14 protein-coding genes are annotated in these 13,736 nt (G+C 39.6%); 7 read left to right on the forward strand and 7 right to left on the reverse strand.

Going from position 1 to position 13,736, the window contains the following annotated elements:
- Positions 1–7 precede the first annotated feature (7 nt).
- The 4 genes from RDV53_RS01555 to mepM all read right to left on the reverse strand — a co-directional run bounded on the left by RDV53_RS01555 (position 8) and on the right by mepM (position 4,274).
- Positions 8–769: an iron ABC transporter ATP-binding protein gene (locus RDV53_RS01555; RefSeq protein WP_005696714.1), complete on the reverse strand. Its 762-nt coding sequence runs from the start codon at positions 767–769 to the stop codon at positions 8–10.
- Complete coding sequence (locus tag RDV53_RS01560) at positions 760–1,719, reverse strand: iron chelate uptake ABC transporter family permease subunit (protein WP_005696715.1); 960 nt, start codon at positions 1,717–1,719, stop codon at positions 760–762. The genes RDV53_RS01555 and RDV53_RS01560 overlap by 10 nt, the downstream gene beginning before the upstream one ends.
- Positions 1,712–2,665: an ABC transporter permease gene (locus RDV53_RS01565; protein WP_032822621.1), complete on the reverse strand. Its 954-nt coding sequence runs from the start codon at positions 2,663–2,665 to the stop codon at positions 1,712–1,714. Before RDV53_RS01565 ends, RDV53_RS01560 begins: the two co-directional genes overlap by 8 nt.
- A 133-nt stretch (positions 2,666–2,798) precedes the next feature.
- Complete coding sequence (gene mepM, locus RDV53_RS01570; protein WP_005696718.1) at positions 2,799–4,274, reverse strand: murein DD-endopeptidase MepM; 1,476 nt, start codon at positions 4,272–4,274, stop codon at positions 2,799–2,801.
- A gap of 178 nt (positions 4,275–4,452) precedes the next feature.
- Between mepM and znuC the strand changes: the two genes are divergently transcribed.
- The 5 genes from znuC to tilS all read left to right on the forward strand — a co-directional run bounded on the left by znuC (position 4,453) and on the right by tilS (position 9,351).
- The gene (gene znuC, locus RDV53_RS01575; protein ID WP_005696719.1) at positions 4,453–5,247 is read left to right on the forward strand and encodes a zinc ABC transporter ATP-binding protein ZnuC; all 795 of its coding nucleotides are present in this window, start codon (positions 4,453–4,455) and stop codon (positions 5,245–5,247) included.
- A 9-nt stretch (positions 5,248–5,256) separates the two neighbouring features.
- Positions 5,257–6,042, forward strand: a complete 786-nt coding sequence (gene znuB / locus RDV53_RS01580) for a zinc ABC transporter permease subunit ZnuB (RefSeq protein ID WP_005696720.1) — start codon at positions 5,257–5,259, stop codon at positions 6,040–6,042.
- An 87-nt stretch (positions 6,043–6,129) separates the two neighbouring features.
- On the forward strand, positions 6,130–7,077 hold the full coding sequence (gene accA / locus RDV53_RS01585) for an acetyl-CoA carboxylase carboxyl transferase subunit alpha (RefSeq protein ID WP_005696721.1): 948 nt from the start codon (positions 6,130–6,132) through the stop codon (positions 7,075–7,077).
- Positions 7,078–7,192: 115 nt separating this feature from the next.
- Positions 7,193–8,059 carry a pyridoxal kinase gene (pdxY, locus tag RDV53_RS01590; protein WP_005696722.1) on the forward strand — a complete coding sequence of 289 codons (867 nt, stop codon included), beginning with the start codon at positions 7,193–7,195 and terminating at the stop codon, positions 8,057–8,059.
- Entirely contained in the window at positions 8,059–9,351 is a 1,293-nt protein-coding gene (gene tilS, locus RDV53_RS01595; RefSeq protein ID WP_005696723.1) for a tRNA lysidine(34) synthetase TilS, read from the forward strand. The genes pdxY and tilS overlap by 1 nt, the downstream gene beginning before the upstream one ends.
- Before the next feature lie 15 nt (positions 9,352–9,366).
- Here the strand turns inward: tilS and mutH are convergent, their stop codons facing one another.
- The 3 genes from mutH to RDV53_RS01610 form a co-directional block, all read right to left on the reverse strand.
- Positions 9,367–10,038, reverse strand: coding sequence for a DNA mismatch repair endonuclease MutH (gene mutH / locus RDV53_RS01600; RefSeq protein WP_005696724.1), 672 nt, complete (start codon positions 10,036–10,038; stop codon positions 9,367–9,369).
- Positions 10,035–10,574 carry a methylated-DNA--[protein]-cysteine S-methyltransferase gene (locus RDV53_RS01605; protein WP_032822620.1) on the reverse strand — a complete coding sequence of 180 codons (540 nt, stop codon included), beginning with the start codon at positions 10,572–10,574 and terminating at the stop codon, positions 10,035–10,037. The genes mutH and RDV53_RS01605 overlap by 4 nt, the downstream gene beginning before the upstream one ends.
- A 90-nt stretch (positions 10,575–10,664) precedes the next feature.
- The gene (locus RDV53_RS01610; RefSeq protein ID WP_005696727.1) at positions 10,665–12,032 is read right to left on the reverse strand and encodes a porin; all 1,368 of its coding nucleotides are present in this window, start codon (positions 12,030–12,032) and stop codon (positions 10,665–10,667) included.
- A gap of 209 nt (positions 12,033–12,241) precedes the next feature.
- On the opposite strand from RDV53_RS01610, the gene RDV53_RS01615 reads away from it, so the two are divergent.
- On the forward strand, positions 12,242–12,529 hold the full coding sequence (locus tag RDV53_RS01615; protein WP_005696728.1) for a YfcZ/YiiS family protein: 288 nt from the start codon (positions 12,242–12,244) through the stop codon (positions 12,527–12,529).
- Between the two features lie 153 nt (positions 12,530–12,682).
- A complete protein-coding gene (purM, locus tag RDV53_RS01620; protein ID WP_005696729.1) occupies positions 12,683–13,720 on the forward strand; it encodes a phosphoribosylformylglycinamidine cyclo-ligase in 1,038 nt (345 codons plus the stop codon).
- Positions 13,721–13,736 lie beyond the last annotated feature (16 nt).

Below are 13,736 nucleotides of genomic sequence, written 5' to 3' on the forward strand. Positions count from 1 at the left end.
TCCTTATTTATCTAAAATAAACGGCAATTTTATGGTCGTCGATATCCTGAATAGGTATCGACATATCATAAATATCTTGTAGCACGGGCGATTGCATAATGTGGTTAACTTCCCCTTGGTGCACTAATTTTCCATTTTTCATGGCAACAATGTAGTCTGAGTAACAAGAGGCAAAATTAATATCGTGAATCACAATCACCACGGTTTTGTTGAGTTCTGTCGCTAATTTACGCAAAACTTGCATGATCTGCACAGAATGTTTCATATCCAGATTATTTAATGGTTCATCCAACAAAATATAATCCGTATCTTGTGCAAGTGTCATCGCAATATAAGCGCGTTGTCGCTGACCACCACTTAAGTTATCGATATATTGATGACGAATATCATCTAAATTCATATAGGCAATAGCATTATCAATAAAAGTGCGGTCAGTTTGGGTTAAGTTTCCTTTGCTATAAGGAAAACGCCCAAAAGCGACTAAATCTTCAATGGTTAGACGCAAATTAATGTTGTTAGTTTGCTTTAAAATCGCAAGTTGTTTCGCAATATCGCTACTTTTCTTGCGATTGAGCAATTCACCGTTGAGATAGATCTCGCCGCTATCAGCATTCAACAAACGGCTCATAATAGACAGCACCGTACTCTTCCCCGCGCCATTCGGCCCGATAAAAGACGTAATTTTCCCCGTGGGAATGGTAACGGACACATTATCCACCACCTTTTTGCTTCCGTAACTTTTAGTAATATTGCGAATTTCTATTGCCATTTTTTGTTTGCTCTTAATAACAAATAAATAAAGTACACGCCACCGACAAAATTAACGATGATGCTTAATGTCGTGCGGAACGTAAAAATATGCGTCACCAATAATTGCCCTAAAACCAAGGTAATGATGGAAATTAACATCGCGGCAGGAATGAGGACTTTGTGACGATAATCACGAACAAATTCAAAGGTCACGTTCATTACCAATAACCCGAGGAACGTAAGTGGGCCAACAAGTGCAGTCGACACTGACGTTAAAATTGCCACGAGAATTAATAGGACTTTTAAGGTCTTTTGATAATCAATACCTAAGTTAATGGCATTTTCTCGCCCTAACGCCAACACATCAAAGCAATGCCAATATCTCAGACTGAAAACAATCGTCGCCACTAAAATGGCTAATGCCACCCACAAGATTTGTGTATTGATTCGGTTGAAACTTGCGAAGCCAATATCTTGTGCGATCTGGAATTCATTTGGATCAATCAACACTTCCATAAACGTCGTTAAGCTGCCAAAGAAGGTGCCGAAAATAATCCCAACAAGCAATAAGAAGAAAATATTTTGGTTCTCTTTCTTAAACAGAAAGTGATAAAGCACTAATGAAAATGCCATCATTAATCCCGTACACAATACAAACAAGGCAATTGAATTCATGGAAAGCAATGTGCTTGAACCAAAAAGGAAGATAATCGTCGTTTGAATCAGTAAATACAGTGAATCTAACCCTAAAATACTCGGGGTGAGAATCCGGTTATTCACGACCGTTTGGAAAATCATCGTAGCGAGTGCACTTGCCGCGCCTGTAATCACAATCGCAATTAAGGATAAGGCACGATTTTCCAAGGCATATTGCCAACGGTTCGGTAAGTTGTAGCCTAAATAGAGTGCAAGAGAAACAATGGCTAACAATGACAATATAATCAGTTGAGAAGAAGATTTCTTAGCCATTTCTATACCGCTTTAATAATAAAAATAAGAAGACACCACTACCGAATACACCAACCACGGCATTAATGGAAATCTCATAAGGATAAATCACACTTCGACCTAAAATATCGCAGAATAAAACAAATACCGCACCTAACAAAGCGGTATGAGATAACACTTTCTTCAAGTTATCCCCTAAATAAAGCGTGACGATATTTGGAATAATTAGCCCCAAGAAAGGGATCACGCCAACAGACACGATAATAATCGAAGACACCACCGCCACAATGAGCAGACCGAGATAAAGTACCTGGTTGTAATTTAGACCTAGATTAACCGCAAAATCTTTCCCCATCCCGACAATAGAAAAACGATGGGCAAATAAATAAGCCACGATGAGTGTAGGAATACTGAAATATAACAATTCATAACGACCAGACATCACAAGCGAGAAATCCCCTTGTAGCCATCCAGATAGGTTTTGTAATAAATCTTCTTTGTAAGCAATAAAAGCAGTAATTGAACTGATGATATTACCAAACATAATCCCCACTAAAGGTACAAAAATGGTGTCCTTGAATTTCAAACGGGACAGAATCGTCATAAATAACAATGTACCAAGGAAAGACACAATCACCGCAATGGTGGTTTTTAACAACATTGAAGCCGTTGGGAAAAACAGCATCGCCATTAAAATCCCTAATCTTGCACTATCCATGGTGCCCGCAGTGGTGGGAGAAACAAATCGGTTTCGACTGAGTTGCTGCATCACTAAGCCACAAATACTTAAGGATGCACCCGCAATCAAGATACTGATTAAACGAGGCACTCGACTAATGAAAAATATCTGCCATTGATTACCTTCAAAATTCAGTAACCCTTGCAGATTAACAGTACTTACCCCGAGAAAAAGTGAAATAAAGGAAAGCACGATCAAAAGAAAAATCAGATAACGTCGCTTAATCATAAAAATGAGAATAATTCTAAAATGCAAAAAGAATAGCATATTGAAGGAAAAGAGAAAAGATGAAGTGCGGTCAGTTTTCGGCTAATTTTTAGTCGTATAAAAAATGCGGTCAAATTTGACCGCACTTCATTCGCTATAATTTTAATGTTCTTTCAACTTCTTTCGCTCGAACTAAGAATTGCTTACGTTCTGCTGTTGCCATTCCGCTGCTGGTACCTGGCAATTTCACCGTAAGCGGGTTCACCGCACGTTCATTAATATGAAACTCGTAGTGCAAGTGTGGACCAGTTGAAATCCCCGTATTACCAGTTAATGCAATGCGCTCTCCTTTCTTCACGGTTTGACCCGCACTAACTAAAGCACGACTTAAATGCATATACACCGTTTGATATTCACGACCATGGCGTATCACCACATAACGTCCTGCACCACCTGCTTGATAAGCCACTTTTTCTACCACACCTTCTGCTGGCGCAATAACTGGCGTCCCTGGTGAAACAGCAAAGTCCACCCCTTTATGCGGTCGAACGCGTCCTGTTACCGGATGGCGGCGATTTGGGTTAAATGGTGACGAAATACGCGCTTGACGTTGCAATGGATAACGCGCAAAGCCTTTACCAAGGGTTTCCCCTTGCTTATCGTAGTAACGACCATTGGCGGCTTGAATGCCATAATAGCTCTTCCCGTCTGCCATGATGTGAATCGCTTCAACGTTACCTTGACCGGTTAATTTATCGCCTAAATATTCACGGGATACTAAGATCGCAAATTTGGTGCCTTTACTGAGTTTTTGAAGGCTTACCTGCCACTGTAACGCGGAACTTAATTGGCTGATTTGACGACCATCCAAACCTAAATCACGCAAACTTGATGCAAAAGATCCGTTAATCGTACCTTTTAGCACCTCTTTCTTCCAGATACTTTTCTTCTCTAGAATTTGGCGTTTAAACTTACCGTCTTCCATGCGTTCATAAATGCGTTCTTCTTTTTCAGACACCAACCAGTTTAAATATTCCAGTTGATCTTCTTTATCTAAAATCCAATAGAACTGTTGACCTGCGCGCAGCGTTTTTAATTCAGGATACGCAGCAATCAAATCTTTCGCCGTATCATCTTCTAAACCGGAAAGCTCTAATACATCTTTTAATGAATCACCACGCACCACGGTATGACTAAATTGATCGGTAATACGCAATGCCTGATCAGCTACATCTAAAATGCCGCTGAGTGCATCTTGTGCATCTTTTGGTAAATCATTGAGATCGTCAAATTGTGGTTTAATTTCATCAACTTCATCATCTTTGGCTTGAAGATCATCATCGTAAGAAGTCGCATCTTCCGTATTCGCATTCTGCTTAGTTTCAGGATGTTCACCTGCTTGAGTTTGTTGCTTGTCTGATTCTGTTTTTTCAGGTGTAAGAGATTGATATTGAACATTATCCACCATCTCTGGTTCAAGATTACTTTGCAGAGAAGGATCATAATCAGCGGTATCTTTAAAGGCGAGGAAAATACCCGTTAAAATAAGCAAAAGTGCGGCGAAAAAAATCGCCGCTTTTATGCGGGATTTTCGTTTCCGTCTATCTCTGGCTAATTTAACGTGTTGCAAAATAGATACCTTTAAAATGAATAAAAAGCTTTTCGCTTTTCAGACTACAAACTCTGGGAAAAATTCATTTTACCCTAAAAATGTCAAATCTTATGCCTAAATATTAGGCATAGTCGGAATTTCTTGAGAAAAATAAGGAAATGAGCTATTTTAGTGAGCTATTTTTAAAGGGGGAATTATGCAGATTCGCGCCATTCAACCAACTCAACTCACACCATTAATTACACTGAAAAATATCAATGTGGTCTTTGAACAAAAGACCGCATTGCGGGATATTAACCTCAGTATTTATCCTAATTCAATTATCACCATTGTAGGCCCAAATGGTGGGGGAAAATCGACCCTTTTAAAAACCTTATTAAAATTGCAAACGCCTACATCAGGTGAGGTGATTTATAGCGCGAATGTCAGAATTGGCTATGTACCACAAAAAATTCACCTCGATCACAGCTTACCGATGACGGTTGAGCGTTTTCTTGCGCTCAAAAAAGGTGTTAAAACGCAAGAAATATCAACCGCACTTGAGCAACTCTCTATTACTCATTTAAGAAAAAATAATATGCAAAAACTCTCAGGTGGCGAGATGCAACGTGTATTATTGGCTCGTGCGATTTTGAATAAACCCAATTTACTGGTGCTAGATGAACCGACTCAAGGCGTGGATATTAATGGTCAAGCTGAACTTTATCAGCTGATTCACCGTACTCAACAAACCTTAAATTGCGCGGTGTTAATGGTTTCTCATGACTTACATATCGTGATGGCAGACAGTAAAGAAGTGTTGTGCATCAATCAACATATTTGCTGTGCCGGCACACCAGAAAGCCTATCGAATGATCCCACATTTATGCGTCTTTGGGGCAATCAAATCTCACAAAATGTGGGCTTTTATACACACCATCATAATCACCACCATAATATGCATGGTGATGTTTGTAGTTGCAGCGCCAATCCATCAGAATGCCAACAATAAGGAAAAATCATGTTTGAGATTTTATTTCCCGCCTTGCTTACGGGCTTACTGCTTTCCTTAATTACCGCGCCACTGGGTGCTTTTGTGGTGTGGCGTAAAATGGCTTATTTTGGTGATACCCTTTCCCACTCAGCCTTGCTTGGTGTGGCATTAGGGATTTTCCTACAAATTAATCCTTATGTTGCCATTGTAATTTTGACGATTATTCTCGCCGTATTAATGGTATGGCTCGAAAGTAACACGCAATTTTCAGTGGATACCCTTTTAGGCATTATCGCACACAGTTGTCTTTCCCTTGGTGTAGTCACAGTTGGCTTACTTAAAAATGTCCGCGTAGATTTAATGAGTTATCTTTTTGGGGATTTGCTCGCCATTAACTTTAACGACTTACCTTACATTGGCGCAGGTGTCGTCATTGTATTAGGCACACTGCTTTACTTCTGGCAAGCCTTACTCTCCACCACAGTTTCGCCTGAACTGGCTCAAGTGGAAGGCATTAACATCAAAAAAATGCGATTTATCTTAATGATTTTGACCGCACTTACCATTGCCTTAAGTATGAAGTTTGTTGGGGCTCTGATTATTACATCACTCTTAATTATTCCCGCTGCAACGGCAAGACGTTTTGCTAAAACGCCTGAACAAATGGTATTTATTGCGATTTTAATCAGCATGCTTTCCGTCGTTGGCGGGTTATTCCTTTCCGCCTTTTATGATACAGCGGCGGGGCCTTCTGTCGTGATTTGTTCCGCATTTTTGTTTTTGTTATCATTACTAAAAAAGGAATATTTATAATCCGCTCCAACCAGTGAAAACCATTTGCACCGCACCTTAAATCTTGATAAAGTGCGGGCAACTTTTGACGATATTTTAGGATAAGAAATGAGCCAAGAATATTTAGATTTTGAATTACCTATTGCTGAACTTGAAGCCAAAATTGAAGCACTACGTTCAGCATCTGATGACAAAATTGATTTACACGATGAAATTAAACGCTTACAAAAGAAAAGCGATGAATTAACCAAAAAAACCTTTGCAAATCTTGATGCATGGCAGGTTTCTCGTATGGCACGTCACCCAAATCGTCCATACACCCTTGATTATATCGAACATATTTTTACTGATTTCCAAGAACTTGCAGGCGATCGTGCCTTTGCAGATGATAAAGCGATCGTAGGTGGTCTTGCTCGTTTAGATGGTCGCGCGGTAATGATTATCGGTCACCAAAAAGGTCGTACAGTAAAAGATAAAGTAACACGTAACTTTGGTATGCCAGCACCTGAAGGCTATCGTAAAGCGTTACGTTTAATGCAAATGGCTGAGCGTTTCAACTTACCTATCATTACCTTTATCGACACGCCAGGGGCTTACCCGGGCATCGGTGCGGAAGAACGAGGTCAATCTGAAGCGATTGCTCGTAACTTACGTGAAATGTCTACCTTAAAAGTGCCTGTTATCTGTACCGTAATTGGTGAAGGCGGTTCCGGTGGTGCATTAGCCATTGGTGTGGGTGACAAAGTGAATATGTTACAATATTCAACTTATTCCGTTATTTCACCAGAAGGTTGTGCTTCTATCTTATGGAAAAGCGCAGAAAAAGCGTCAACCGCAGCAGAAGTCATGGGCTTAACCGCACCTCGTTTAAAAGAGTTAGGTTTAATTGATAATATCGTTCCTGAGCCATTAGGTGGTGCGCATCGTAATTATCATGAAATGGCTCGCAATTTAAAACACTGTCTTGTTGAAGAACTCAACGAACTCGATACCTTCGATAAAGATGGCTTATTAGAAAGACGTTATGAACGTTTAATGTCTTATGGCTATTGTTAATAATATATAAAAAGAGCGGTTAATTTAACCGCTCTTTTTTGTGTTTAAAGAATAATACATGGATGCCAGAAAATGCATCAATGCTAAAATAAAAATAACGTAAAAGGAGTTTAAAATGAAAAACGTATTAGCAATCCAATCCCACGTAGTTTATGGTTTTGCCGGTAATAAATCTGCCACCTTTCCAATGCAACTATTAGGCGTGGATGTATGGGCACTTAATACCGTGCAATTCTCTAATCACACTCAATATGGCAAATGGACAGGCATGGTGATTCCACAAGAACAAATTGGTGAAATTGCTAACGGTTTAGATGCCATTGGAAAACTGCAAGAATGTGATGCGTTGCTCTCTGGCTATTTAGGTTCAGCTGAGCAAGTTGACAAAATTATCTATGCTTTAGAGAAAATCAAAGCTCGTAACCCAAATGCACTTTACTTGTGCGATCCAGTGATGCCAAATGCCGAAAAAGTCTGCGTGGTAGCCGATGGCGTACGTGAACGCTTAATTGAAAAAGCTATTCCACGTGCGGACATCATGACCCCAAACCTTTCAGAGCTTCGTACACTTTCTGACTTCCCTATCAATACGTTTGACGATGTGCTGAAAGCCGCTAATGCATTAGTGGCTAAAGGTGTGAAAAAAGTGTTGGTTAAACACTTAGGTAAAGCAGGTAAATTAAATGATCCTGATACCTTTGAAATTATTATGGCGACACCTGAAGGTGTATGGCATTTAAGTCGTCCACTTTATAAATTCTCTTTTGAACCTGTTGGTGTGGGTGATTTAATTGCGGGAACTTTCTTGGCGCATTACTTAAACTGTGGCAATGATGTTGAAGCTTTTGAAAAAATGAATAATGCTGTTGCTGGCGTAATGAAAACTACCTTTGATTTAAAATCTTACGAACTCCAACCTATTGCTGCACGTTTTGAGATCTTAAATCCAAGCACAAACTACAAAGCTGTTAAAGTTGCCTAATGAATCTTTTTTCATTATTCCAAGCACAAATCCCAACCACCGCCAATAAGCTTCTCATCGCTTTTAGCGGTGGTTTGGATTCAACTGCACTGCTTTCTTTAGTTAAAAAACTCAGCGAAAAACGACCGCACTTAAGCCTGAGAGCTATTCATATCCATCACGGATTAAGCCCGAATGCGGATACTTGGACGACTCATTGCCAACAACTCTGTGAGCAATTTGCCATTCCACTTATTATTGAAAAAGTCAAAGTGGAAATGCACAATGGCATTGAAGCGGGCGCAAGAGAAGCTCGTTATCGGGCGATTTTAAAACATATTCAGCCAGATGAATATCTGGTCACTGCACATCATTTAAATGATCAAACTGAGACTTTTTTCCTGGCGCTAAAACGCGGAGCTGGATTACAAGGTTTAGGTGCTATGCAAAAAGAAAGCCAATTATTCGGAATGCCTATTCTACGCCCACTCCTTTCTTTTAGCCGCTATGAATTAGAAGATTACGTTCAGCGAGAAACTCTGTCTTGGGTCGAAGACGAAAGCAATCAAGACAATCATTACGATCGCAATTTCTTACGTAACCAAATTTTGCCTGAAATACGCCAACGCTGGAGACATTTTGATCATGCAGTTCAGCATGCCGCACAACATTGTTTTGAGCAACAACAACTGATTAATGAATTATTACAGACCTGCTTTGAGCAGCACATTCTTGAGGATCAAAAACAGTTTTCACTCGTAAATTTTCTAGAATATTCATTGCAAAAACAAACCACACTTTTACGCATGTGGTTGGCTAAAAATCAGATTGCTATGCCTACGCAGGTTCAATTAATGCATATTATTGATGATGTTATTCAGGCTAAAGCGGATGCATCCCCACAATTTCAACTTGGGGAGCATATTATTCGCCGTTATCAGCAATATCTCTATTTAACGGGGAAATTTGCTGATTTGTCGAAAACTTGTCTTGATATGCCGTTAAATCAACAGATTGCCTTGCCTGATAATCTTGGAACAATTTATGCTACCCACAATGCGAAAGGCATTTTAGTGCATTGGAATAACAAACAGGTTCAACTTGCTGATACACAAGAGCCGATTCAAATACGATTTGCTTATACTGGCAAAGTAAAACGACAGCATAATCGCCCTGCCGAAACCATGAAAAAAATTTGGCAAGAGCTCGGCGTTCCGCCTTGGCAACGAAATCGTATTCCGCTCATTTTTTATGGTGAGACTTTACAAAGTGCGGTGGGTTTTTTCCGTGTTTTTCAGAACTTAGAGAAATAAAAAATAGGTGATGATTCACCCATTTTTATAATTAAGAAAAGCGTTTAAAATGCCTGCCGTAAATTCTTTCCGTAAATAAAATCCCAGCGGCAAGGTATCAATCACTTCCCCATTTTTACCAATGCCTTTCGTAATGGCCTTGCTGTTTGCACCTTTTGGACGTAGTTGCATGACTTCACCAATACGCGCCGTAATCTGATCTAACTTTCCGAGCACAATATAATCCATCAACTCTTCCCAATCTTGGCGTAATTGATGTTCTTGTTCAGCCGAAGGTTGCCATAAGATAGGTTGGCCAATATGGCGCTCACGCAAAGGAATATCTCGACTACCTTCAACAGGAATCCACAAGACTTTCGATAATTTATGACGAACGTGTGAGTTTTCCCAATTCACCCCAGCGTTCTGAACCAAGGGCGCAAGGCTCACAAACGTAGTTTCCAACGGAAAACCTTCGGTATTAATGGGTAACGTTTTTAACTCAATGCCTAAATGAGAAAAGTCCTGCTCTGCTTTACTGCCGGCAGTCGCCCCTAATGCGGTTTCAAGCAACATTCCAACCCAACCTTTATCGCGTTTTAAATCAGGCGGAACAGGAATATTTAACTCATCTGCAAGTTCGCCAAAGGTTAACCCCGAAATAGATTGTGCTTTTTCTAATAAGACTTGTTCGGTTTGTGGGATCATTCGTGGTATTTCTTCAATAATTTCGGTTTAACGTATTCTACGCCTTTGTCGATGTAAGGAATATTTTCTAGTTTCAATAAAAAGCGTTTTGCCGGCAATCCACCACCAAAACCGGTGATTTCACATTTTTTCCCTAATACACGATGACATGGAATGATAATACTAATTGGATTACTCCCAACAGCACCGCCAACGGCTCGCACCGCCTTAGGGTTATTAATACTTTCGGCTAATCCACCATAACTGGCTGTTTTACCATAAGGAATTTGACGCAATGCTTTCCAAATCGCTTGTTGAAATGCGGTACCTTTAGGCGATAAAGGAATATCGGAGAAACTTTCTGGCTCGCCATTAAAATAACGCATTAAAGCGCACCGCACTTTTTCAAAAAGCGGTAAATCTTCTCGTAAAATCCAATTTGGATTTGGCGTGGTTTGTTCTAACTCACAATCTAAATTTGTAAGGTTTTCACCATCAGAAAGCATTAATAACCGACCAATTGGTGAATCCATATAAGCATAAAAAAGTGCGGTCATTTTTCTCCCGTTTTTTATGGGACCATATAAGAAAAAAGCACACCGAACATTCATTCGGTGTGCTACGTATTATGCTAAATTTTTAACAAATTAGAAACTGTAGTTTAAGTTTAAACCGTAAAGGTTAGCACTTGCTTTAGAGGTATAATTCGCTGTTACTGTCGCTAAGCCACCAATTGATTGGCTTTCGGTAAAGTGAATTTTTTTACCACGCAAGTGAGCAAAGCCCGCATCAATAGAAAGATTCGGGGTAAATTTATACGTTGCTCCTACGCTATACCACATACGATCTGTATCTGGAATAGATGCACTTGCATGTTCTGTTGGTGCTGCCGCTTCATCATAAGCTATACCGGCACGAAGTGTTAATTTATCATTTACATTATAGGTTGCACCTAATGCATAACGAGAATTGCTACGGTATTTTTCATCTTTATGGAAAGCAAGTTCACCGTCATTAAAGGTTGCGTGTAACTCTTTGAAACGGCTCCAATGTGTAAATTTGTAGCTATAGTGCAATGCCAAATTATCTGTAACTTGGTGGAAACCTGATAATTCTAAATAATCTGGTAAGTGTAGTGTTAATCCACCTGCAGCAGGGCCTTGACCACGAATAGTACGACTCGCACTCACAGCATTATCATCTTCAAAGTCAATATCGACTTTTGAGTGATAGGCTAAACCAACTCGGTTGCGCTCATTAAACTCATAGGCTAAACCTGCGTTCCAACCGAATCCCCAAGCAGAACCTTGTAAATGCGTTAATGTAGTATCTTTATTCACTCCTTGTAAGCGAGCTAAAGATGCGGCAGCACTTTGAGGAATTTTTCCTGCTTTAACTAGTCCAGGAACTAATGGTGCAACATTTTTTACTGCATCACTTAAAATACCAGCACGACGTTCAATTTCTGCTTTGGCATAAACTGCATTTAACCCCACACCAGCAGTTAAACCTTGAGAAACACGATATGAACCGCTTAAATTTAAGTTAATCGCGCTTAAATCGGTTTTACCGCCGAATACACCTGCATTGTAATCTGATTCATATTCACTTTTTAATCCAAAATTCACATTCATACCACCACCAATGGCAAATTTGTCATTAATTGGTGCCACAAAATACATATTTGGAATCAATGAACCAGGAACAACACTATTATGAGCTGCAGAACCAACAGCAACGGTACGACCTAGTGCATTAACTGTAACTGGACCACTCATGTGAATTTTAGAATCCACATAAACGCCACCCACAGAGAATTGATTAGTTTTGAATAAACTCATTAATGCAGGGTTAGTTGCAACTACTGCAGCATTATCAGCAATTGCTGCTTCACCGGCATAAGCACGGCCAAGACCTGATGTTGAAACTTCTGCTAATTGGAATGCGGCTGCATTTGCACCGCTTGCTGCTAACAATGTGGTCATTGCTAATAGCGTTTTATTAAATTTTGTCATTTGGAACCTTTTGTTATTAATAATAATGAAAAAATCCGCGAGATTCTAAAACTCCAATAAATGGAGTGCAAATTATTTTAGATTAATTTAAAAGTGTTCCGACCAGTGATAAATAAATGATATTTAAATTAAAAAAATGCGGCTACTTTGGCAGAGCGTTTTAAAAATGCTAGAATAGAACCAATCTTAATTTTAAATAAGGAAATCCTATGACAGTAACATGCAAAGCAGAAGAATCTCTCACTTGTAGTTGTGTTGATGTGGGTACGATTATTGACGGTTCAGATTGCTCTGTTGATATTCATCAAATCTATGCGAATAAAGCTGAAGCTGAAGCGGCACTTAATCGTTTCATTGAAAAAGCACGCAAAACAGAAAGCGATCCTTGCGACATTAAAAGTGAAATCACAGAAACTGAAAATGGCGTCAATTTAACGGCGCGTTTTACATTTAGCTGCCAAGCTGAAGCGATGATTTTCGAATTAGCAAATCGCTAAAAATATTTTAGAAATTGACCGCACTTTATCATGCAAAATAAAGTGCGGTTATTTTTTTGCTTAAATCCTGATTAAATCACTATCGCAAACGTTTGCTTAATCTGATACAATCACGCCGTTTTATCATTTAACCTAAAAATATAGGATAGCATTGTGAGCAAACCATCATTAAGTTATAAAGATGCAGGCGTGGATATTAATGCCGGTAATGAATTAGTTGAACGTATTAAACCACACGTGAAACGAACTACTCGTCCTGAAGTCATCGGGGGATTAGGTGGGTTTGGCGCATTATGTGCTATCCCGGGCAAATATAAAGAACCGATCCTCGTTTCAGGCACAGACGGTGTAGGAACAAAACTACGTTTAGCCATTGACTTAAAAAAACACGATACCATTGGTATTGATTTGGTTGCGATGTGTGTTAACGATTTAGTGGTTCAAGGCGCCGAACCATTATTCTTCTTAGACTACTATGCGACAGGAAAACTTGATGTGGATGTTGCCTCTGATGTGGTAAAAGGCATTGCAGAAGGCTGTGTACAATCGGGTTGTGCATTAGTGGGTGGCGAAACCGCTGAAATGCCGGGTATGTACCACGCTGGCGATTATGACCTAGCAGGTTTCTGTGTGGGGGTCGTCGAAAAATCAGAAATCATTGATGGTAGCCAAGTTAAAGTAGGAGATGCTTTAATTGCACTAGGTTCAAGTGGCCCGCATTCAAATGGTTATTCTTTAATTCGTAAAGTCATTGATGTTGCTGGCGTCAACCCAGCCACTGAGCAATTAGATGGTCGTCCATTAAGTGAACAAGTGCTTGCACCGACAAAAATCTATGTAAAATCTGTTCTCGCTTTAATCAAACAAACGGAAGTCCATGCTATCGCACACTTAACGGGTGGCGGTTTCTGGGAAAATATCCCTCGTGTATTACCGAAAAATACCAAAGCTGTTATTGATGAAAGCAGTTGGGAATGGCAACCCGTATTCAAATGGTTACAAGAAAAAGGCAACATTGAAACCTATGAAATGTACCGTACATTTAACTGTGGCGTTGGTATGGTGATTGCATTACCACAATCGCAAGTGGAAACCGCTTTAGCGATTTTAAAACAATCCGGTGAAAATGCCTGGTTAATCGGTCATATTGAAAATGCGACAGATAACGAACCACAAGTTATTATTAAATAATTTCTCTTTTCCATTT

This window comes from Haemophilus parainfluenzae ATCC 33392 (assembly GCF_031191205.1).
Lineage (GTDB): Bacteria > Pseudomonadota > Gammaproteobacteria > Enterobacterales > Pasteurellaceae > Haemophilus_D > Haemophilus_D parainfluenzae.